Below are 21115 nucleotides of genomic sequence, written 5' to 3'. Positions count from 1 at the left end.
GGTGATGCGGGCGGGGGGAGCGGTCCGCGGGTCTTCAGGACGGCAACCCTGGAACAGCGTGCGGCGGCTACTGGCGGGCGGTCGAGGCTCGGATCATGAGCTCCGGGGCGAACAGCACGGCCTGGTGCTCGTGCTCGGGGCTCCTCATCTCCTCGACCAGAAGGTCGAGGGCAGTCCTTGCCATCTCGCGCACGGGCTGGCGCACGGTGGTGAGGGGAACGCCGAGGTAGCGCACCATGTCGATGTCGTCGTAACCGCAGATCGCCACATCCTGCGGTACGACCGAGCCGCGTTCCTGCAGGGCGAAGGACAGACCCATGGCGATCAGGTCGTTGCCGCAGAGCACGGCGACGGGGGAGTCCCGGGGCCGGAGCCGCTCCGCCGCCTGCCGGCCACTCACGATGTCCTCGTGCGCGACCTCGATCACCTGGACGTCGAGGCGGCGACCCAACGGGCTCTCCTCGAGGGCCGCCCGGAAGCCGGCCAGGCGCGCTGCGTGCTGCGTCGTGCGTGCCGGGGTGCCGACGAACGCGAAGCTCCGGTAGCCGTAGTCGAGGAAGTGCTGACCCGCCAGCCGGCCGCCGGCCGTGTCATCCATGGCCACCGAACAGATGCCCGACTCTCCGGGCGCGTCGAGCACCACGACCTTCGTGCCGATGCGACGCAGGCGACCCAAGGCATCCGCCGGCAGGGCAGAGGGCGTGATCAGCACCCCCGAGGCGCGTTGCTGGATGAGCAGCTCCACGGCCGTCGATTCGCGCACCGGGTCCGCCCCGGTGTTCGTGGTGGAGACGATGTACCGAAGGTTGAGGGCTGCGTCCTCGACGGTGCGGATGATCTCCCCGAAGAACGGGTTCGAGGCGTCGTGGACGACCACGCCGACGAACCGACCGGGTCCGCCCGCGAGGACGCGGGCGGACTCGTTCGGCACGAATCCCAGGTTCTCCATGGCATCGAGGACGCGCTGGCGCGTCGCTGGGGCGACGATGTGCGGCCGGTTCATGACGTTGCTGACCGTCGAGCGGCCGACGGCGGCCAGGCGTGCCACGTCTTCGATGTTCACCACGAAGTGTTACGCCCTGACTGCGAAGATTCGGTCGACGTACAGGTGGGAGATGGCGGCCGAGCCAGGGGGTTGGACCCAGACGACCTCCGCACTGTCGCTCCGGTAGGTACCGGGTAGCTCGATCGTGTGGAAGGCGCCGTCCGAGAAGTCTCCGACGCGCAGATCGATGTAGTTGCCGAACGGCGGGTGGACGCCGATCGACATCGCGCGAGCTGTCGGATCCTCGGACTGGGTGTCGGCACGGACCACAACATAAACCGTCCAGTCGATGTCCGGCGGAAGCAGGCTCAGTTCGAGTTGGATCCCCCAGTCGATCGAACCGCCGGTCATCCGGGCCGCGTATCCGCTCGAGGCGGTAGCGTCCTCGACGACGTCGGCGTTCAAGGGATAGAGCGTGAAGTCCAGCTCCTGATAGTCGACCCAGTCGCTCGCGGGCAGGTCCGCGACCTCGGCGGGCGGCTCCGCCGGGCTGGGAGTGATGCTGACCAATCGGCGAAGCCAGTCGACGTCGCCCAACGCGGCGCCGGCGAGGATCTCCCGGAAGGCCGTCATTCCCGAGGCGTCGAGTGCGCCGTTGAACCGGGCGATCCGACGATCGATCTCCAGGTCCCAAGGCACGTTGTGCTCCGCTGCGGCGCCGGTGAGCTCGTTGCGGCGTAGGAGGATGACCATGTCGAGGCCCATCCGCAGGATCCGGACATGGGTGAGCAGGGTTTCGTCACGGCGGACGTTCCGCTCCGCGCGGTCGAGAAGCAGGTCTGCCTGTCGCACCGTGTCGAAGGGCAGGTACGCGGGCGCGACCGACGAGATGTAGCAGGGCAGTTCGGCTCCGGTCGAGGTGACCGAGTCGGCCAGCAGCTCCAGGTACTCATACACCTGCGCGCCGCCGGCGCCGTAGTAGTTGTCGACGAACTCCCTGATGAGCGCATCGGGTTCGAGCTCGGGGTCCCAGAGCAGCCGGGCGAGCACCCAGGCACGCAGTTCCGCGGTCTCGGCGCCGCCGCCGTTGTCCCATGCCGCCTGACCGAAGTACCCCTGGACCGATCGCTCGGCCAGTTGCTTCAGTGACTCGCACATCGTCCACCAGTTCGGGAACGGCAGCAGATAGTTCTCGAAGTTTGTGTTGTAGGTCCAGACGACGATCTGGTCGGTGAGTCGGGTCCACCCGTCCAGGTCGGCCGCGGTCTCGGGGTTCCCGTCGCCGAACAGGGGATGAGCGAAGTCGGCCCAGATCGGTGCTGCGGTGATGAGCACCCGGTCGCTAACGGCTAGGCCGGTCGGTGGGCGGAACGTGAACTGGTACGCGAGGGTGGCCAGGCGGGCGTCCGGGACCACCTGACCGACCTCGTCCGCGACCTCGTTCAGCATGTCGATGATCGGTGCGGACAGGGCCCCGCCATGCGCTTCGGCGAACGCGGCGCTGTCCGCGTCCGGCTGCCAGGACCAGTCCATCTGGCTGAACCCGAACGACGGGTCGCGGCCCTCCTCGATCTTCGCGTCGATCCGCTGGATCAGTTCGGCGCTGGCCTGATCACGGGTCGCCTGCTCCATCGCCAGGAGCTGACCGCCGTGCCACAGGCTCTGGTCGGACACGATCTGGTGGAAGTTGTGGGCCTCGTACGGCCAGAAGTCGGACCAGGTATCGAGCTCTGGCGGACAGGGCTGCTCGCGCAGGTGGTGACTGTTGCCGTTCAGCAGGTTGTGGTGCCGGAACGCCTGGTCCGCACCATCCGCGGCGAAAACCTCTCGGAACCGGAACCGCGGCACCTTGACGGCGTTCACGTCCGACTGCCGCAGCGTCAGCACGCGCCGGCGCGGAACGACCGTGTACTCGGGGCTGAACCATCGCACGCCGCACAGGCGATCCAGGAACCAGTAGACGCCGTAGAGCGTGCCTCGGTCGCTGGCGCCGGCGATGAGGATGCTGGCGCTGTCGTTCGCCGCGGGGACCGTGTCTACCGTGCGCAGGCAGAAGCCGTCATCGGAGAGGTCCGCGAGGGGCAGGTCCGCGGCAACGGCCACGGGGTTGTGGCGACCGACGACGATGAGTTGCCCGGACTGCGGCGGTTCGGGCGCCACGACGAGCGGGAACGATGCGCCGGTGATCTCGCCGAGGTAGTCGACCAGTTCCTGCGCCGCCTGACGCGCGACGGGACTCTCCTCGGCTCCGAGGTAGACGCTGTAGGAGGTTCGCCCGCCCCGGGCGAGCGGCAGACGTCGATGCCCACCCGCCTGACCGTTGGCATGTGCCGCCTGGGCCGTACCAAGGACGCCGACCGTGGCGCCGAGCGCGGCGCCGGCGCGTAGGGCAGTGCGTCGGGTCACGACGGCGGCGCCTGGACTTTCAGGTGTGGGTGGGGCGGGGGTCTCCGGTGTGCTGATGTGTCGCATTGTCCACTCTCCGTTGTGGGGACGTTCGAATCCGAGCGTTGGAGCGATTCAACCCTTGGACGGTGTCAGGTTCCGCAGGCGCTGTCAAGGCACTGCACGACGGGGACCGAAGCGTTTCGTCCCATGCTGGCTCGCGGTCGCACGGGCTCTTGACGGCGACCCTTTCCCGCACCTAGGTTCGCTTGGCAGGTCGATTGGAGCGGTTCAAGGAGGAGCGAATGCACGCGATGGCGATCGACCTGGGCGCAACGAGCGGTCGCGTCGCTCGTGTCCAGGTCGATGAGTCCGAGTTGAGGGTGCTGGACCTGGTCAGGTTCGCAACGCCGACCTCGGACGGCCGCGGTGCGCGGTGGGACTTCGAGAAACTGATGACGCTCACGCTCGACGCGGCCCGGCAGGTCGCTGACCACGGGCCGATCGACAGCGTCGGCATCGACGCTTGGGGGGCCGACTATGGGCTGCTCGAGCGAGATGGCTCCCTCATCGACGCCCCGTTCCGCTACCGGGACACGCGAACAAGGGGAGTGAGCCGTGCCTTCGACGAGCGCAGGACGAGGGCAATCACCGGGCTGATGCCCCATGACTTCAGCACCGCGGCCCAGTTGCTCACCGAGTCGAAGGGGACCCTCAGCAGGACAACCCAACTGCTGTCCATCGGCGATCTTGTTGCGTATCGCCTGACCGGCCACGCAGCGACCGACTGTTCGTGGGCGAGCACCACTCAGCTGTTCGATGTCCAGACTCTGAGCTGGTCCTCGGAACTGTTGGCCGACGTGGGCGTCCGCCGGAGCGCGATGCCGGAGGTACAGCCGTGCGGCACCGTCCGTGGAGAGCTGCTGCCACGGGTGTGTGACGGGCTCGGCGTGGCCGGCCGGACGCCGCTCATGACGGTCGCCGGGCATGACACCGCATCCGCCATCGTGGCGATTCCAGCCAGGAGTGACGACTTCATCTATATCTCGTGCGGAACCTGGGCCCTCGTCGGGGTCGAGTCGGCCGAGCGCCTCACCACGGAGAGCGCGCTCGGCACCGAATTCGTCAACGAACTCGGTGTTGACGGAGTCAGCACGATCCACCGCAACGCAGCCGGGCTGTGGCTGCTGAACCAGTGCCTACGCGGATGGACCGACACGCCCGCGGACGCGTTGCTCGAAGCTGCCGACGCCCTGCCGGCGGGCCAGGTCGTGTTCGACAGTGAGGATCCGCGCCTGTTCGCACCCGACGACATGCCGACCCTCATCGCCGAGCTGATCCGTGAGCGCTCCGGCCGCATCCCGACGAATCGTGCAGAGATGGTGCGGGCCATCATCGACAGCCTGGTTCTGACGTTCGTGCGAGCGATCCAGGACCTCGAGGCCATGCTCGGGCCCCGAGGCGCGGTCATCCAGCTCGTGGGCGGTGGTGCTGCCCTGCCGATCCTCGGACGGGCTCTGGCAACCGCCGCCGGGCGGACCGTTCTCGCCGGACCGGTAGAGGCATCCCTGCTGGGAAACGCCCTTCTTCAGGCGCGCGCCCTGGGCAGCGTCCGGGACACCGGAGCATGCCGGGAACTTGTCAGCCGTACCCAGACCGTTCACCGATACGAACCCGACCAGCAGTCGAACCAACGAGAGGACACCGCATGACCCGGGACCCGCAGGAAGTCGTCGACAGAGTCGTCAGGCTGGCCATTGAGACGCAGTCGTGGGGGTACGTCAGCACCGGCACCCGCTTCAAGGTCTTCGACACGCCTGGAACAGCCAGAGACGTCTGGGAGAAGATCGACGACGCCGCCGAGGTTCACCGACTGACCGGTGTCACACCGACCGTGGCCCTGCACATCCCATGGGATGCCGTTGACGACTACGCCGCGCTCGCCACGTACGCACAAGAGCGAGGTGTGCGAATCGGCTCGATCAGTCCGAACCTGTTCCAGGACGACAACTACAGGCTCGGCTCCCTCACCCATGTCGATGCGTCCGTGCGCGCCCAGGCGGTCGCACATGTCGCCGACTGCATCGCCATCGCTCAATCCACGGGATCGCACGAGATCTCACTCTGGTTGGCCGACGGCACCAACTATCCGGGGCAGGGGGACTTCCGGCGCCGGCGCCGGTGGCTCGAGGAAGGACTGGCCGAGATCTACGGGCAGCTGCCGAGTGACATGTCCCTGCTGCTTGAGTACAAGTTCTTCGAACCGGCCTTCTACCACACCGACATCGCCGACTGGGGACAGTCGCTGCTCCTGTGCGAATCGCTCGGTCCTCGGGCGCGCGTGCTGGTGGACATCGGGCACCACCCGCTGGGGACCAACATCGAACACATCGTCGCGACCCTGCTCAGCCGCGGGCGGCTCGGCGGGTTCGACCTGAACAGCAAGAAGTACGGTGACGACGACCTGTTCGTCGGTGCGGTCAACCCGCACGAACTCTTCCTGATCTGTCTGGAGCTGATCAAGGCCGAGGAGGACCCGGACCCCGTTGTCTCTGGTGCGGCTCGCGAGATCCTCTACAAGATCGACCAGTGCGCGATGGTCGAGGACAAGATTTGCGCCATGTTGCGCAGCATCGATGCGGTCCAACTGGCCTTCGCCAAGGCACTCCTGGTCGATCTCGACGAGCTGGAACGTGCCCAGGCCGACGGCGATGTGGTCGGGTGCAACCAGATCATCGACGACGCCTACCAGACCGACGGCCGGCCGCTCGTCCTCCAGGCACGGCAACGGCTTGGCGTGCCCGACATGCCACTGGATGTGTACCGGCGGTCCGGCTCGGCGCTCGCCCGGGAACACGTCCGCGTCGGCAGTCCGGCGGGATGGTGACCCATGCGACGGCCGCCGACGCCGATGAGTTGGCGCTGGCGGCGGAGACGGCCAGAGCCGCCGCCACGCCGGCCGGCGACCTCGTCGTCGCGGCCGAAGGCAACATCTCGGTGCAGACGGCTGACGATCGGTTCCACATCACGGCGAGCGGCACACGCCTGAGCGAACTCCAGCCATCCGATTTCGTCGAGGTCAGCCGCAGCCGCCTGGTCGCCGGGATCGAGCAGTGTGCGAGCGACGCCGACTGGAAGGACGTCTTGGTCGACCCAGCGAACCAAGGCGCCGCACGTCCGTCCGTGGAGGCCGGCCTGCATGCGGTTCTCGGCGCGGAGCTCGGTGCTGGGGTCGTCCTGCATACCCATCCGACGCCGGTGCTCGCCCTGATGGCGGCCGGACGTGGGGAGGAGCTGGCCCGGCAGCGCATGATCCCCGATCACGTGGTGATGTGCGGGACGCGATCAGTTCTTCTCGATTACCACGATCCCGGGCTGGAGCTCGCGAAGCAGGCGTTACGTCTGGTCCGGGCGGGTGCCGGCCGTTCGAACGTCTGGCTGTTGGCGGGGCACGGGATGGTCGCACATGCCCTGACGGCGCAGGCGGCTCTGGACGTCACGCTCATGGTCGTGAAGATGGCACGGCTGCTGCAGGCGGCCGGGCGCGACGCGGTGGCACTCCCGTCATCCGAGGTCCGGCGGATCGCGACCCGGGAGGATGAGAGATACCGCCGTGCCCTGCTCCGCCTGGACGCCGGGTGATCCGCCGAGGCCGGGCCGGAAGCGCCGTCGCTGGCCGACGGAAACCAAGAAGTAGCAGGGGCGACGGCGTTCGGGTCACTCACCGTTGAGCAGTGCGAGTTCCTCCGGCGTGAGGTCGAGGTCCGCTGCGGCGGCCGAGTCAACGATGGACGTGGGCCGCTTGGCACCGGGGATCGGAATGACGCCCGGCGCCTGCGCCAGTTCCCAGGCCAGGGCGACCTGCTGCGGGCTCACCCCACGCTCGGCGGCTACCTGCGCGAACGCCGGGTGCTTCTCCGCGAGGTCCTTCGCGCTCCCGAGGCCGCCGAGCGGGCTCCATGGCAGGAACGCGAGGTCGAGCTCGTCGCACACGTCGATCTCGGGTTGGCTGGAGCGGAACGCGGGGGAGAACTGGTTCTGGACGCTGACGAGGTGATCGCCGAGCACGGCGTGCGCGGCCCTGATCTGTTGCGGGTTGACGTTCGAGAGACCCACCGCGCGGACCTTGCCCGAATCGGCGATCTCGCGAAGGACGCCGATCGTCTCCTCGTACTCGCGGGTCTCGTCCGGTCGGTGGTGCTGCCACAGCCAGAGCTGGTCGACCCCGAGCCGCCGCAGGCTGGCGTCGACGGCCTCGTGCAGGTGCTCGGGGGAGCTGTCCCGTGACCAACCGCCGCCCTCGGTGCGCACGCACCCACCTTTGGTGGCCAGCCGGACCTGGTCACGTACGCCGAGCTCGTCGAGCAGCGATGCGATCGACTTCTCGTTCTCGCCCTGGCAGTCGGCGCCGAGCAGCTCGCCCGGTCCGTAGGCGTCCGCCGTGTCGAAGAGGGTGACCCCGGCGTCGAGGGCAGCCCTGACGGTCTCGGCCAGCTGAGCGCGCGGTTGCGGGCCGGTCTGGTCGAAGGTCATCAGCCCCAGCCCGATCGCTCCGACCTCGTCCGATCCCACGGCTGCGTTCCCGATCGTTCGTGTGCGCATGGGACTCACGGTAACCAGTCGCCTCGGCCGTCGCCACGCCGATACCGCGTGGGTGCCACGATTCGGGGCGGCCGCGCCTATTCGAGTTCCATGACGGCGCCGCCCGCTGCCGCTGACCGGTGTGCTGCCTCGAGCACGTCCACGACCACGGCCGCCTCGACCGGGTCCACCGGCGGCGGCCCACCGTCCCGCAGCGCGACGGCGAGCGCTTCGTAGAACTCGTCACACGCCTGCAACGGTCTCAGCCCGGTCTCCCGCCGGGTGGTCCCGTCGGACCGGTCGAGACGCAGAGTCTCGAAGTCCGGGCAGATGATCGTGCCGCGGGTTCCGTACACGGCCCACTTCGGAAGGTCGACCGCGTTCTCACGGAAGATCTCGATCCGTGCGTCACGCGCTCCCGGGAACCGTAGGCGGAGGTCGAGGTAGTGCTCCACCTCGTCGCCGGGGTAGGTGTGGGTGAGGGCCGCGACGGACTCCGGCCGCGAGCCGTGCAGCACCACCTGGTGGTCGATCAGGTGCGGCGCGATCAGGTAGCCCACCCCGCCACCACCGGCCGTGGTGTGCGCCCATTGCGCGAGCGCCGTTCCGGCATGCGCCCGGTCGCCGGAGACGGTGTACTTGCCGGCGTGCATCCGGCGTTCCTCGACCCGCCAGACCTCGCCGATCTCCCCGGCGGCCACCAGTTCGCGGATCAGCTGAAAGGTCGGCTCCCAGCGACGGTTCTGGAAGACCGTCAGGAGTCTTCCAGCGCGGTTGGCGGCGGCGATCATCCGGCTTGTCTCGGCGGCCGTGACCGCCATCGGCTTCTCCACCACGACGTCCTTGCCGGCCCCCAGAGCCGCCACCGCGATCGGCTCGTGCAGGTGGTGTGGTGTCGCAACCACGACGAGCTGGACGGCCGGGTCGTCGATCAACGATCGCCAGGTGGAGTGACCGCGGGCGGCGAACCGTCGTGCGGCCGCGTCGGTGCGCTCGGTGGTCCGCGCGCTCACCGCCGCGATGGTGTAGTCCGGGCTGTGCTCCAGGGTGCCCTCGGCGTGGTAGAACCAGCCGCTGTTGCCCATGCCGACGATGCCGACACCGATCGGGTCCGCGCTCATCGTGGGTCTCCGTCCGTCGCGACTTGGCCCTGCTCGAGGAACCACTCGATCAGTGCCGTCTGACCCCAGCGCGGGTCCCCGGCGGCCAACGTTTCGCGGAACACCGTCAGGAGTGTCTGCGTGAACGGCATCCGAGCATCGATCGTCTCGGCCGCTCGCAAGGCGTAGCCCATGTCCTTGGCGTGCAGGGCCATCGTCCCCGCCGACCCGTACGTGCGCGCCCGCATCGCCGGCATGGTGCGCTCGAGCATGCGGGAGTGCGCGCCGGTCGGGCGCAGCGCCGTTGCCAACGCGTCGAGGTCGGTACCCGCCCTGCTGGCGAACCCGAGCACCTCCGCGATCACGCCCATCTGCACGCCGCTGAGGATGTTCTGGACGAGCTTCGCGTACTGGCCCTGGCCGTGCGCGCCAACATGGGTCCATTGGGTCACGACGGCGTCCAGCCACTCCTGCTGGGCGGTCACGTCTGCTGGTGGGCCGCCGACGAAGGCGACGAGCCCCTCCGGTCCGTAGCTCACAGGGGCGTCGAGTACCGTCAGGCCGCGCTCGCGGCCGGTGGCCGCGAGCGCGACGGCGTTCGCCGGCAGGTTCGTGGACATGTCGATGAGCGTCCCGCCGGGGCGGAGCGCGTCGAGGGCGCCGTCGGCGAGGACCGCCTCGACCACCTCGGCGTTGGGCAGTGACAGGACCAACGTGGCAGCGCCGTCGACCGCGGCCGCCGCCGATTCGTGGACCACGGCGCCCGCGCGGCCGGCGCGCTCGCGTGCTTCGGGGTCGATGTCATACACGTGCAGGTCGAGGCCGGCCGCAACGGCGGCCGTGGTGAGATCCGAGCCCACGTTGCCCAGGCCGATGAGGGCGTACGTGGCGCTCATCGGCTACCCGCCCCTCCGCCGTCGACGGCGATCGTGGTGCCGGTGATGAAACTAGCGTCGTCACTGGCGAGGAAGGAGATCGCGGCCGCGATCTCCTCCGGCTCGGCGAGGCGTCCGAGCAGGTTGGAGCCGCCGGCCGCGCGCATCCGGCTTCGCATCGCCTCGGGGTCGGCGTGGTCGAGCAGGTGCATCTCGGTGATCGTGCCGCCCGGCGCGACCCCTACGACCCGCACCCCCTCGGGTGCCAGTGCTGCCGCCATCGAGCGGGTCACCGAGACCAGGGCCGCCTTCGTCGCGTCGTAGATCCAGCGGCCGGCCCGGGAGCGGTAGGCGGCCTCCGAGGAGACCGTGACGACCACGCCGCGGGCGGCCACCAGTGGGCCTACCAGCTCGTGCACCAACTGAGCCATGCCACGCACGTTCACGCTGAACAGCAGGTCCCATCCGGCGAGACCACGTTCGAGGAACGGGTTCTCCTGGACACCGTCGATGTGCACCACGCCGGCGCATCCGATGAGGCCATGGAGGTGCGGGTGTTCGGCGGCCAGCGCCTGCGTCGTGCGGGACACCGATGCCTCGGAGGCGAGGTCCAACTCGTACGACCGCACCAGCCCGCCGGCCTCCCGGACGGCCTGCTCGGTGGCCCCGAGGCCGTCGAGGTTGCGGTCCAGGAGCACCACCTGGGCGCCCTCGGCGGCGAGGCGGATCGCGGTGGCCCGTCCGATTCCGGAGGCGGCGCCGGTCACCGCCACGGTGCGACCGTCGAATCGTTGTGGGGTTGGGCTGGTCATTTGAGTCCCGTCGTTGAGATTCCGTCGAGGAGGAGTTTCTGGAAGGCGAGGAAGAAGCCGATCACAGGGAGCAGCGAGAGCAGCGACATGGCGAACAGTGCCCCGTAGTTGGACGTGCCCGAGGAGTCCACGAACAGGGACAGCGCGATCGGCACGGTGTAGTTGGACTGGCTGGTCAGATAGATGAGCGGGTGGAGGAAGTCGTTCCAGGACCAGATGAACGAGAACGCCGCCGCGGTGGTCAGCGCGGGCACCGACAGGGGCAGGATCAGCCGTATGAAGATCCGTGGGTGTCCGCAGCCGTCGATCCGGCCGGCCTCGGTGATCTCGCGCGGGATGAGCCGGAAGAACTGCACCAGGAGGAACACGAAGAACGCCTCCGTCGCCAGGAACTTCGGCACGATCAGAGGTAGGAACGTGTCCACCCAACCGAGGGCGTTGAAGAGCAGGTACTGGGGGATCAGCAGCACATGGATCGGCAACATGATCGTGCCGATCATCAGTCCGAACCAGAACTTGCGTCCCCGGAACGGCAGCCGGGCGAAGGCGTAGGCGGCCAGGGCGCACGAGAGCACGTTCCCGATCACCGCCAGTCCCGCCACGATGAAGGAGTTGAGGAAGAACACCCCGAACCCGCTCTGCCCGACGGCGTTCCAGCCCTGGACGAAGTTCTCCACGGTGGGTTGTGGGACCCAGAGGGAGTCCTCGATCAGAGCCTGTTCGGAGGGGCGGAACGCGGTCGCGGTCATCCAGAGCAAGGGATAGACCATCACGAAGGCCGCCGAGACCAGGCCGACGTGGATGAACGTGCGTCGCGCGATGTAGGGCACGGTCCGGTGCCGACGACGGACGAGTGCGGTGGTGGTCATCGTTCGTCTCCGTAGTAGACCCAGTAGCGTCCGCTCGCGAACACTGCCGCGGTGGCGGCACCGATGATCAGGAGCAGCACCCACGCCATCGCCGAGGCGTAGCCGAAGCGCAGCTCACCGAACGCTCGTTGATAGAGCAGGAGGGTGTAGAAGAGCGTTGAGCCTGCCGGCCCGCCGGTTCCGCCACTCACCACATACACCTGGGTGAAGGCCTGGAAGCCGCCGATCACCGCGAGGATCCCGTTGAACAGGATCACCGGTGAGATGGACGGCAGCGTGATGTGCCAGAACCTTTTGCGGCGCCCGGCACCGTCGAGTGCTGCCGCCTCGTAGAGTTCCGCGGGCACCTGACGCAGCCCGGCGAGGAAGATGATCATCGGGGAGCCGAACGTCCACACGTTCAGGACCATGATGGTCAGCAGCGCGGTGTCCGGGTGGCCGATCCAGCTGCGACCGACGATGCCGAACAGGTCGAGCACGTTGTTCAGCAGCCCGGTCTCGCCCCAGATGAAGCGCCAGAGGACGGCGATCGCGACGCTGGTGCCGAGCAGGGAGGGCACGTAGAAGATTGTCCGGTAGAGCCCCAGCATGGCGATGCCCTTGTTGAGCAGCGTCGCGACGGTCAGAGCGAAGATCAGCATGATCGGAACGGACACGAGCACGTAGGTGAATGTCACCCGCACGGACTGCCAGTAGGCGGGGTCGACCGTGAACATCAGGCGGTAGTTCTCGAAGCCGATCCACTGGACCGTTCGGAACGACCCGGAGAAGTTGGTGAAGGACAGCACCAGCGAGGCCAGCATCGGCAACAGGGTGACGCCGAAGAAGCCGATCAGCCACGGGGTGAGGAACGCATAGCCGGCTGCCGTGGTCCGCTGCGACTCGGTCCACGCGGAGCGGGGTGGACGATCCCGGCGGCGTGGCCGACCGGACGCGCCCGAGGTCTCGGACCGCGCGGACTCTGCCGCGGCGTGCCCATGGGTGTCGATCATCGTTGATCCTTCCTGGTCCGGGTGGGGCCTCGGTTCGAGGCCCCACCCGAGGTACTGCTTCGTCGGGGTCAGAACCCGGAGAGTGCGGCGTTCGCCTGTGCGATGAAGTCAGCCGCGGCCGCCTGCGAGCTGGTCTGGCCGAACGCGACCTCCTGGTAGCTCGTAGCGATCTGCGTGACCAGCGCCTGCGCGCCGTCCGGCCAGATGTCCACGGTGGCGCCCTGGTCGAGCAGGTCGAAGTAGAGCGCGATCCGGTCCTTGATCGCCTGCGAGACATCCGGGTCATCCTGCAGGCTCTCGAGCACGGACGTGACCGGGGGCAGACCCGTTTGGGTCTCCAGGATCAGGGCGTTCTCCGGGGTGTTGATGAACGACGAGATGAAGTCCGCCGAGGCAGCCACGTTCTGGCAGTTCGCGGAGATGGCCCAGCCGTTCGCTCCGACGACCTGAGGTACTCCATCCGTGGGTGAGGCCACGATGCTGACCGTGCCCAGCCCGTTCTGGTCCAGAGCGATCTGGACATCGGAGATGTTGTTGTCACCGGTGCTGCTCACGAGCACGCTGCCCACGGCCATGAGGGACTGCGTCGTCGGTACCCCGGCGTACTCGGCGTTCACGTCCGGCGGCGGCGCTGCGCCCCCCTCGACGGCCCGGGTCCACAGGTCGAACCACGTGGTGAGGGTCTCCTCGGAGAATCCCACCTCGCCGTCGCCGAAGAGGGTTTCTCCCTCACCGAGGGCGTATGCCTGGAACTGCGTGATCTGGTCGCCCCGGTCCGCGATCGCCCAGGTGCCCTCGGGCATGCTGGGCTGTGCCTCGATGGCCCAGTCCACGTAGTCGGCCCAGGATCCGGACGGGTCCGGTGCGGTCTGCCCGAACTCGGCCAGTCGTGGCGCGTTCAGGGTGGCTCCTTCGAACCAGATGCCGTACGGGATCACGTAGATGTGACCATCGGCCGCGCGGTGGCTCTCCAGCACGGCCTCGGGGATGCCGGAGACGTCGATGGTGCCGTCCTCGATGAGACCGTCCAGCGGCAGGAGGTTGCCGCGGTCCTCATATCGAGCCTGGTAGCGCGACTGCATGGCTGCGACGCACGCGATGTTGTCCGCGGCGGCCTGAACCGAGACACGGTCCCAGTAGGAGTCGAAGGTGGTGGGCTGGGTCTCGATCTGGACGTCCGGGTTCTCCGCGGACCAGTTGTCGACCACCTGCTGGACCGCTGCGTTGCGTGCGTCCGAGCCGTACCAGGTGATCGCGATGGGACCTTCGGAGGGCACATCTTCAGCTGCGGGTGGGTCGGCGTCGCCGCCGCTGCACGCGGCCATGAGCGAGAGTGCGGCGACACCGGCGATCGCGACGGGCAGGCGGGCGGATCGGGAGAGTCGGTGGAGACGGCCGATGGCGTCGTTGCCAACATGCGACATGGGGGAACTCCTTAGAACGGGAGGGGGGATGGGGAATCGGGGGCGTGGCGAAGGGCCAGTTCGGCTCCCGCGCGGAGGTCGGCCGCCATCGTTGAGCGGTCGATGAGGGGCAGCTCGATGACGAGGTACCCCGTGTATCCGTTCGATACGGCTGTCGAGAGGGTGGCGTCGAAGTCGACGATGCCGTGACCGAAACGGACAAACTCTGGTTCGCCGTGGCGCGGGCCGGCGCAGTCCTTGAGGTCGAGGTGGGCCAGCCGGCCGGCGTACTGCGTGGCGATCGCCACCGGATCGTGCCCCGAGGCGGCGAAGTGCCCGGTGTCGAGGCACATGCCGACCGCGGGGGAGTCGATCGCGGAGAACAGTTCGTCGTAGTCCTCGGGATGTTCGAGGACGTTGTTGGCGTGGTTCTCCACCGCGATCGTCAGCCCGCGCCCGGCCGCTATCGGGGCGATGACGCGCAGCAGGTCGATCACCGCGCCGAGGCCCCCGCGGGTGCCTCGAGCCGAGCCGGTGGCCTTGATCACGCCGACCCCGAGGCGCTCCGCGGCGTCGAGGAGCCACAGCCACCGGGAGGCCTCTCTGGTCAGGTCGGCACTGTCGGGACCGGGCGCGAAGGGTGACACCTGCAGCGTGGCGGGCCGTAGCCCACTCTGCTCGCAACGCTGCCGCATCGAGTCCAGGCCGGCGGGCGTGAGGTTGCGCGGGTACCACGCGTTGAACTCGATCTCGCGGATCCCGAGGGCGGGAACGTGAGCGAAGGTGGGCTCGAAGTTCTCGTCCCCGAATCCGTCGAAGCAGATCGTGGCGACGGACACCCGTGGTCCGGTGCTCATATCCGCACCGCCGCGAAGTCCGGGATCTGGATCCGCGTCCCGCCGGTCATGGCGGACTCGTGGGCGCAGATGCCGACGGAGGTCCAGTTGGCCGCGGTGGGGGCGTCGATCGCGCTGGGGCGACCCTCGACGATGCTTCGCACGAACTCATGGGCCAGGTGCGGGTGGGAGCCACCGTGCCCGCTGCCCTGGACGAATGACAGGTGCTGGTTGTCGTCGTCGTAGACGCCGCGCGTGGTGAACGGTGCGATCTCGGCGGGCAACAGGTGGGCGAAGTCCGGGACCTCCACCCGCTCGGGGCGCTCACCCACGTGCAGCACGTGACCCACTCCTTGGGTCTGTTCCCACTCGAAGGTGGCGTGCTCCCCGAAGACGGTGAAGCTCTCCACGTACTCTCGGGCGGTCTCGAACAACGACCGCGCCACCTCGGCGGCGACGGGGGAGTCGCGCAAGGTCAGCAGCGCCGACTCGACCGCGAACGGCGAGCCGTACTTCGCCGTCAGGTCTTCCGAGATCCGGCCGGACCCCTGACACACCACGCTCTCGGCGAGCGTGCCGGCGATCGCGAGCAGCGGGCTGACGGCGTGGGTCGCGTAGTGCATCGGCGGCAGTCCCTCCCAGTACCCGGGCCACCCGGCCATCTCCTGGTGGTGTGCCCCGCGCAGGAACTGGATCCGGCCGAGCGTGCCGTCGTCGAGGAGCTGCTTGGCGTACAGGAACTCGCGGGAGTACACGACCGTCTCCGTCATCATGTAGTTCCGCCCGCTCTCCTGGGCAGCCCGGACGATGGCCTGGCACTCCTCCACGGTGGTCGCCATTGGCACGGTGCAGGCGACGTGCTTGCCCGCGCGCAGTGCGGCGATCGACTGGGCTGCGTGATCGGGGATCGGGGTGTTGATGTGCACCGCGTCGATATCCGGGTTCTCGAGCATCGCGTCGAAGCTCGTGTACCGGCCGGCTATGCCGAAGTGGTCGGCGGTCCGCCGCAGGGCATCCTCGCTGCGCTGGCAGACGGCTACGAGTTCCGTGTCCGGGTGTGCCTGGTAGATGGGAATGAACTCGGCTCCGAAGCCGAGACCGGCGATGGCTATGCGAACGCTTGTCGTCATCGTTGACCTCCTGCTGCAACCGTAGGAATCCGCGCAGTCGATAACCATGCGTAATTTAGAAGGACTCCATAGAATATTTACGTGCTTGGATCGGAGCGGACGAGGCACGTGGCCCTGCTGGTGGAGACCTCCAACGGGTACGCGCGCGGCCTTCTGCACGGGGTGCGTGAGTACGTTGCCGCACACCGCGGCTGGTCGCTGTATCTGGTGGAGCACTCGCGGCTCGAGACCGACTTCTCCTGGCTGGAGGGATGGGCCGGGGACGGCGTGCTGGCGAGGATCGAGAGCCCGGAGGCGGCAGCCTTCGTCCGACGCCTGGGTCTGCCCGCGGTGGACCTGAGTGCCGGGCGACTGGTGCCGGAGCTGCCCGGAGCGGAGACGGACGACGACCAGATCGCCCGGTGGGCGGTCGAGCACTTCGCCGAGCGGGGGATCCGGAACTTCGCCTTCTGCGGTGACCCTCGCTATGGGTGGTCCGTCAAGCGGGCGGTGGGATTCGCCGAGCACGCCCGAGCCTACGGAACGCCGGCGCAGGAGTTCCGGCTCCGGCCGACCGGCAAGAAGGCCACCGACCGTGACCGACTGGTCCGATGGCTGACTGGCCTGCCGAAGCCGGTCGGAGTGCTCGCCGCATACGACATCGCGGGTCAGGAGGTGCTTGAGGCCTGCAAGATCGCCGACCTGGCCGTGCCGGACGAGGTGGCCGTGATCGGCGTCGACAACGACGAGCTGCTCGGCACCCTCTCCTCGCCGGCGTTGTCCAGCATCGAACCGAATACCCGACGGACCGGCTACCTCGCGGCGGAACTCCTCGACCGGATGATGTCCGGCGAGGTCGTCGAGCCCGGTCTGCGGCTGATCCCCCCGGTGCGAGTGGTGGTGCGGCAATCCTCGGACCTGCTCTCGGTGGACGACGTGACCGTGGCGCATGCCCTGCGGTTCATACGCGACCACGCCGGGCAACACGTCACGGTGACGGAGGTGCTGCGCGAGGTGGGCCTGTCCCGCCGGGCTCTCGACCTGCGTTTCCTCAAGCACCTCGGCAGGACGGTGCACTCCGAGATCCGGCGGGTACGGATGAACCAGGTGGCCGAACTCCTCGGCTCCACCGACTGGACCATGACCCGCATCTCCGAGCACCTGGGCTTCCCACACGCCGAGTACATGGGCGCGGCGTTCAAGAAGCACACCGGTCGATCACCCGGCCGGTACCGCCGCGATGTCACCGGGTCCGTGGTCGCACAGGGAGGCTGGCGCTAGCCGACGGCGCACCGATCCGTGAGTACTTGGCCTCGCCCCGCCTCGTGACTCGCCAGTCGACGCGGACGGAGTCGACGTCCGACGTCGGCAGTTGAGAACCGCGGTCGGTCGTGGCGACCCATGTCCTCCCGACCGTGGAACGGGTGCCCGTCGGGTGCGCCCTGATAAGCGCTTCCCGCAATCCCTTATCCGGTAGGGTTGTGATTAGTGCAACGAACATGTGATTACGGCAACCCGAGCGCCATTCGGTAGGGTCCGGAACACCTCGGAACGGCGCCGGCACGATGCGGCACCAAGGCAAGGAGTGTCATGCCAGCAGCACCCAAGCCCGACGAGGCGAGCGCCTCGCCGCCCGGGGCAGCCAGCACGTTGGTGCGCGGCCTGTCCGTCCTGGAGATGGTGGCCGCCGCCGGCGACGGGATCAGCGTCACCGAAGTGGCTGCCCAGGCCGGCACCGACAAGAGCACCGCGTCCCGGTTGCTCGCCACGATGCGCGAGCTCGGCTACGTGCAGCAGCGGGTGCGCGACCGCCGCTACGTGCTCGGGTCCCGCTGCCTGTGGCTGGCCCAGGCCTACCAGGCCACCCATGACCACCTCGTCGACCTGGCTCGCCCGCACCTGGCGGGTCTGCGCGACGCCACCGGCGAGACCGTGCACCTCGCGGTGCGCGAGGGCGTGCACGTGGTCTACGTGGCGCAGGAGGACTCCGGGCAGTCCGTGACGGTCCAGTCCGTCATCGGAACCCGGACGCCGCTGCAGCGCACCGCGATGGGTCGCGCCATCCTGGCCACGATGAGCGAGCGGGACCGGGACCGGCTGCTGGAGCAGATGCGCACGAGCGCGGCCGTCAGTCACGCTGCCCTGGACCTGGACGAGATGCGCGCGGACGTGCGCCAGGCCGGGATCCGGGGGTGGGCGGCCGTGGACCGCCGCGACGACGTGACCCGCCTCGCTGCCGCCATCACCGACGTGCGCGGCGAGCCGATCGCCGCGATCACGATCTCCGGTCCGTCCTACCGGGTCGACCCGCGGGTGGACGACCTCGGAACGGCGGTGGCCCGGGTGGCGGGTGAGGTGTCCGAGGCGCTCGTCGCCTGACCCGCTCACGACGTCATCCCGCCGTCCACCACGAGGTCCTGGCCGGTGAGGTAGCCGGCCTCGTCGGAGCACAGCAGCAGCGCGGCACCGACCAGGTCCGCCGGCGCTCCGATCCGGCCGGCCGGGATCTGCGCGAGGACCTGCGCGCGGTAGTCGGGGTCCGCCAGCGCCTGGGTGTTCCGCGGTGTCTCGATCACTCCCGGCGAGAGCGTGTTGACCGTGATGCCCGACGGCGCCAGCTGGGTCGCGAGGCCGAGCACGAGGTTGTGCTGGGCTGCTTTGGTCGCGGCGTAGATCGCCATCTCCGGGTGCGGTGCACGCCGCTGCACGCTCCCGATCGCGAGGATCCGGCCCCACCCTCGCTCGGCCATCGGCGGCACGAGCACCTGCAGGAGCTCGACAGCGGAGAGCAGGTTCACCTGGAGCTGGCGGCGTGCGTCCGCCGGGGTGATCTTGGTCCAGGGGGCGCGGACCTGGACCGAGGCCGCGTGCACCACGATGTCCACCGGCCCCAGACGCAGTGCGTGCTCGGCCAGCGAGGCGCCGGCGCCCTCGACCGCGAGGTCCTCGGTGAGCGGCGCCGGTGCGACGACAGCACCCGGGCCAACGGTGCCGGACCCGCCCGGGCCGGCCTCCGCCGTCGGGCCTTGCAGGCCGTGCCCGATGACCAAGGCGCCGGCCCCGGCCAGGGCGGCCGCGATCGCCGCCCCGATGCCACTGGTGGATCCGGTGACCAGCGCGGTGCGTCCCGCCAGCGAGGTCGGCATGGGTTCAGAGCCGGCCGTGCTTGCGGTAGACCGCCACCGGGTCGGGGCTCGCCAGGAACTCGGCCCGCACCTCGTCCTCGCGTTGCACCAGCTCCTCGGTGCGCTCGAGCACCTCCACCGTGAGGGCATTCGGGATCACCACCACACCGTCGAGGTCGCCGAGGATGAAGTCGCCGGGCGAGACCGGCACCACGGACGTGAGCGCGCCGCGCAGGCCCACCGTGATCTGCCAGTCGTAGTAGCTCCAGCGCTTCACTGCCTCCACCGGGGTGAGGTAGCGGCAGAACACCGGGAAGTCCCGGTCCACCAGGAACCGGGTGTCGCGCGATCCGCCGTCGACCACGGCGCCCACCACGCCGTTGGCGGCCCCGACCGTGGCGTTCATCTCGCCGTAGTGGGCGGCCTGGTTGTCGAAGCTGGTGTCGCGCACGTCCACGATCGGCACCCCGGCGGCCCTCATGGCCTCGAACATGTGGATGCGCCGCTCGCGCAGGCTCGGGTCGCCGGTGGGGTCCGGGATGCCCTTGAGGGTGAACGCCGGTCCGGCGATGACCCAGCGGTCCTTCACCGGCTTCAGCTCGGTGGCCAGAGCCTGGTGGGGATAGCCCATCTCGTCGAGGATGTCGTACACGGCGCCCGAGTACGTCCTGCGATAGCGCTCGATCAGCTCGGGAACGGGCAGGGCGTACTCGTAGGGGTTCATCGTGATGACCTCGTCGTCGTTGTTGTGGTGGATGCACCACAAGGTAACATTCGTTGTGAGGAACGCAAGTAAGTTCCAAATGATGCAACACGTGGGAGTGTGGATCGATGAAGATCGTGGACTTGAGGGTGCGCACGGTGGCCATCCCCACCAACGCGAAGTTGCGTCACAACACGGGAGTGCACCCCGGCTACTTCATCCGCACGATCCTGGAACTCATCACCGACGAGGGCCTCGTCGGCCTTGGGGAGGTGGGCGGCGGCGACCAGCGCGGCGCGTTCGAGCGGCTGCGACCTCGGATCATCGGCGCGGACCCGTTCCGGCTCGAGCTGCTGAAGCTGAGGACCCTGAAGGCCATCTACTACCTCTCCAACGACCGGCTCTACGCGGCCATCGAGATGGCCTGCCTGGACATCCAGGGCAAGGCGCTCGGCCGTCCCCTCTCCGACCTGCTCGGCGGCCGGGTGCGCGAGCGGATCCCGTTCATCGCGTACCTGTTCTGGCGATACGACCGGCCCGGAGGCGGTGACGACACCACGGCCGAGGACATGGCCGATCAGTGCGAGGAGTTGACCGAGACGCTCGGGGTGAGCGCGATGAAGCTGAAGGCCGGGGTGCTGGACCCGGCGGAGGAGGCGCGCGTGCTCGAGCTCTGCCGGGACCGGTTCGGCCCCTCCTACCGGCTCCGCATCGATCCCAACGGCGGGTGGTCGGTGCCCACCGCGGTGCGGATCGGGCGGCGGTTGGAGACGGTCGCTCCGGAGTGGTTCGAGGACCCGGCCTGGGGGCTGACGGGCAACGCCGCGGTGCGGGCGCAGGTGCGTATCCCGGTGGCGACGAACATGTACCCGGCGAAGTTCGACGACCTCGGCCCGGCCATCCGGATGGACGCCGTGGACATCGTGCTCACCGACATCCACTACTGGCAGGGCCCCCGCGGCGTGAAGGACCTTGCCGCCGTGTGCCGCACGTTCGGGCTCGGGGTGGCCATGCACTCCGGGGTCGAGTTCGGCGTGGAACTGGCGGCGATGCTGCACACGGCTTCGACCATCCCGGAGATGACGACGGCCGGGGATGCGCACTACCACTACCTCACCGATGACATCATCGCCGGAGGCAAACTGCCCTACGTCGACGGCGCGATCGCGGTCCCCACCGGGCCCGGCCTCGGCGTGGAACTGGATCCCGAGAAGATGGACAAGTACGAACGTCACTTCGAGGAGGTGGGCGACTACTACGCCCGGTTCCATGTGGACGAGCGCAACCCGGAGTGGCTCCCGACGAGCTTCTGAGCGGGGCCGCCCAGCGTGTGTGTGCGA

19 protein-coding genes are annotated in these 21115 nt (G+C 68.7%); 6 read left to right on the top strand and 13 right to left on the bottom strand.

The window, feature by feature from the left end; all coding sequences use genetic code 11:
- Positions 1-67: 67 nt before the first annotated feature.
- Positions 68-1063 (bottom strand): LacI family DNA-binding transcriptional regulator, encoded by a 996-nt coding sequence (locus tag GKS42_RS14685; RefSeq protein WP_168217845.1) that lies wholly within the window; start codon positions 1061-1063, stop codon positions 68-70.
- Positions 1064-1072: 9 nt separating this feature from the next.
- Positions 1073-3391 (bottom strand): DUF4838 domain-containing protein, encoded by a 2319-nt coding sequence (locus tag GKS42_RS14680; protein WP_168217844.1) that lies wholly within the window; start codon positions 3389-3391, stop codon positions 1073-1075.
- Positions 3392-3675: 284 nt separating this feature from the next.
- On the opposite strand from GKS42_RS14680, the gene GKS42_RS14675 reads away from it, so the two are divergent.
- Genes GKS42_RS14675 through GKS42_RS14665 form a run of 3 tightly spaced genes read left to right on the top strand, consistent with a single transcriptional unit; the run spans position 3676 to position 7012 of the window.
- Positions 3676-5082: a rhamnulokinase gene (locus GKS42_RS14675; RefSeq protein WP_154794503.1), complete on the top strand. Its 1407-nt coding sequence runs from the start codon at positions 3676-3678 to the stop codon at positions 5080-5082.
- Positions 5079-6257, top strand: coding sequence for an L-rhamnose isomerase (rhaI, locus tag GKS42_RS14670; RefSeq protein ID WP_154794502.1), 1179 nt, complete (start codon positions 5079-5081; stop codon positions 6255-6257). The genes GKS42_RS14675 and rhaI overlap by 4 nt, the downstream gene beginning before the upstream one ends.
- Before the next feature lie 29 nt (positions 6258-6286).
- The gene (locus GKS42_RS14665) at positions 6287-7012 is read left to right on the top strand and encodes a class II aldolase/adducin family protein (protein WP_168217843.1); all 726 of its coding nucleotides are present in this window, start codon (positions 6287-6289) and stop codon (positions 7010-7012) included.
- A 75-nt stretch (positions 7013-7087) separates the two neighbouring features.
- Here the strand turns inward: GKS42_RS14665 and GKS42_RS14660 are convergent, their stop codons facing one another.
- The 9 genes from GKS42_RS14660 to GKS42_RS14620 form a co-directional block, all read right to left on the bottom strand.
- On the bottom strand, positions 7088-7972 hold the full coding sequence (locus GKS42_RS14660) for an aldo/keto reductase (RefSeq protein WP_154794500.1): 885 nt from the start codon (positions 7970-7972) through the stop codon (positions 7088-7090).
- 77 nt (positions 7973-8049) lie between these two features.
- Positions 8050-9072, bottom strand: a complete 1023-nt coding sequence (locus tag GKS42_RS14655) for a Gfo/Idh/MocA family protein (protein WP_154794499.1) — start codon at positions 9070-9072, stop codon at positions 8050-8052.
- Complete coding sequence (locus GKS42_RS14650) at positions 9069-9947, bottom strand: NAD(P)-dependent oxidoreductase (protein ID WP_154794498.1); 879 nt, start codon at positions 9945-9947, stop codon at positions 9069-9071. Before GKS42_RS14650 ends, GKS42_RS14655 begins: the two co-directional genes overlap by 4 nt.
- The gene (locus tag GKS42_RS14645; RefSeq protein WP_168217842.1) at positions 9944-10699 is read right to left on the bottom strand and encodes an SDR family NAD(P)-dependent oxidoreductase; all 756 of its coding nucleotides are present in this window, start codon (positions 10697-10699) and stop codon (positions 9944-9946) included. The genes GKS42_RS14650 and GKS42_RS14645 overlap by 4 nt, the downstream gene beginning before the upstream one ends.
- Positions 10700-10734: 35 nt before the next feature.
- Positions 10735-11607 (bottom strand): carbohydrate ABC transporter permease, encoded by an 873-nt coding sequence (locus GKS42_RS14640; RefSeq protein ID WP_154794496.1) that lies wholly within the window; start codon positions 11605-11607, stop codon positions 10735-10737.
- Complete coding sequence (locus GKS42_RS14635) at positions 11604-12599, bottom strand: carbohydrate ABC transporter permease (protein WP_154794495.1); 996 nt, start codon at positions 12597-12599, stop codon at positions 11604-11606. The genes GKS42_RS14640 and GKS42_RS14635 overlap by 4 nt, the downstream gene beginning before the upstream one ends.
- A 68-nt stretch (positions 12600-12667) precedes the next feature.
- Positions 12668-14023 (bottom strand): ABC transporter substrate-binding protein, encoded by a 1356-nt coding sequence (locus GKS42_RS14630; RefSeq protein ID WP_154794494.1) that lies wholly within the window; start codon positions 14021-14023, stop codon positions 12668-12670.
- A gap of 11 nt (positions 14024-14034) precedes the next feature.
- Positions 14035-14859: a sugar phosphate isomerase/epimerase family protein gene (locus GKS42_RS14625; protein WP_154794493.1), complete on the bottom strand. Its 825-nt coding sequence runs from the start codon at positions 14857-14859 to the stop codon at positions 14035-14037.
- Positions 14856-15968, bottom strand: coding sequence for a Gfo/Idh/MocA family protein (locus GKS42_RS14620; protein ID WP_154794492.1), 1113 nt, complete (start codon positions 15966-15968; stop codon positions 14856-14858). Before GKS42_RS14620 ends, GKS42_RS14625 begins: the two co-directional genes overlap by 4 nt.
- Before the next feature lie 81 nt (positions 15969-16049).
- On the opposite strand from GKS42_RS14620, the gene GKS42_RS14615 reads away from it, so the two are divergent.
- Positions 16050-17228, top strand: a complete 1179-nt coding sequence (locus tag GKS42_RS14615) for a XylR family transcriptional regulator (protein WP_154794491.1) — start codon at positions 16050-16052, stop codon at positions 17226-17228.
- A gap of 309 nt (positions 17229-17537) precedes the next feature.
- Entirely contained in the window at positions 17538-18326 is a 789-nt protein-coding gene (locus tag GKS42_RS14610; protein WP_154794490.1) for an IclR family transcriptional regulator, read from the top strand.
- 5 nt (positions 18327-18331) lie between these two features.
- Here GKS42_RS14610 and GKS42_RS14605 read toward each other — a convergent pair whose 3' ends face one another.
- Positions 18332-19093, bottom strand: a complete 762-nt coding sequence (locus tag GKS42_RS14605) for an SDR family NAD(P)-dependent oxidoreductase (RefSeq protein WP_154794489.1) — start codon at positions 19091-19093, stop codon at positions 18332-18334.
- Between the two features lie 4 nt (positions 19094-19097).
- The gene (locus GKS42_RS14600; RefSeq protein WP_154794488.1) at positions 19098-19796 is read right to left on the bottom strand and encodes an RraA family protein; all 699 of its coding nucleotides are present in this window, start codon (positions 19794-19796) and stop codon (positions 19098-19100) included.
- Between the two features lie 107 nt (positions 19797-19903).
- On the opposite strand from GKS42_RS14600, the gene GKS42_RS14595 reads away from it, so the two are divergent.
- Positions 19904-21088, top strand: coding sequence for an enolase C-terminal domain-like protein (locus GKS42_RS14595; RefSeq protein WP_154794487.1), 1185 nt, complete (start codon positions 19904-19906; stop codon positions 21086-21088).
- The last annotated feature ends 27 nt before the right edge of the window (positions 21089-21115 follow it).

The sequence above is a fragment of the Occultella kanbiaonis genome (genome assembly GCF_009708215.1).
Classification (GTDB): domain Bacteria; phylum Actinomycetota; class Actinomycetes; order Actinomycetales; family Beutenbergiaceae; genus Occultella; species Occultella kanbiaonis.
This window is presented reverse-complemented; position numbering and strand designations above follow the sequence as displayed.

Bases quoted from the DNA above. Each gene is read 5' to 3' on its own strand.
- GKS42_RS14675 (WP_154794503.1), top strand. From the start codon at position 3,676: ATGCACGCGATGGCGATCGACCTGGGCGCAACGAGCGGTCGCGTCGCT.
- rhaI (WP_154794502.1), top strand. From the start codon at position 5,079: ATGACCCGGGACCCGCAGGAAGTCGTCGACAGAGTCGTCAGGCTGGCC.
- GKS42_RS14660 (WP_154794500.1), bottom strand. From the start codon at position 7,972: ATGCGCACACGAACGATCGGGAACGCAGCCGTGGGATCGGACGAGGTC.
- GKS42_RS14655 (WP_154794499.1), bottom strand. From the start codon at position 9,072: ATGAGCGCGGACCCGATCGGTGTCGGCATCGTCGGCATGGGCAACAGC.
- GKS42_RS14650 (WP_154794498.1), bottom strand. From the start codon at position 9,947: ATGAGCGCCACGTACGCCCTCATCGGCCTGGGCAACGTGGGCTCGGAT.
- GKS42_RS14640 (WP_154794496.1), bottom strand. From the start codon at position 11,607: ATGACCACCACCGCACTCGTCCGTCGTCGGCACCGGACCGTGCCCTAC.
- GKS42_RS14635 (WP_154794495.1), bottom strand. From the start codon at position 12,599: ATGATCGACACCCATGGGCACGCCGCGGCAGAGTCCGCGCGGTCCGAG.
- GKS42_RS14630 (WP_154794494.1), bottom strand. From the start codon at position 14,023: ATGTCGCATGTTGGCAACGACGCCATCGGCCGTCTCCACCGACTCTCC.
- GKS42_RS14625 (WP_154794493.1), bottom strand. From the start codon at position 14,859: ATGAGCACCGGACCACGGGTGTCCGTCGCCACGATCTGCTTCGACGGA.
- GKS42_RS14620 (WP_154794492.1), bottom strand. From the start codon at position 15,968: ATGACGACAAGCGTTCGCATAGCCATCGCCGGTCTCGGCTTCGGAGCC.
- GKS42_RS14610 (WP_154794490.1), top strand. From the start codon at position 17,538: ATGCCAGCAGCACCCAAGCCCGACGAGGCGAGCGCCTCGCCGCCCGGG.
- GKS42_RS14605 (WP_154794489.1), bottom strand. From the start codon at position 19,093: ATGCCGACCTCGCTGGCGGGACGCACCGCGCTGGTCACCGGATCCACC.
- GKS42_RS14600 (WP_154794488.1), bottom strand. From the start codon at position 19,796: ATGAACCCCTACGAGTACGCCCTGCCCGTTCCCGAGCTGATCGAGCGC.
- GKS42_RS14595 (WP_154794487.1), top strand. From the start codon at position 19,904: ATGAAGATCGTGGACTTGAGGGTGCGCACGGTGGCCATCCCCACCAAC.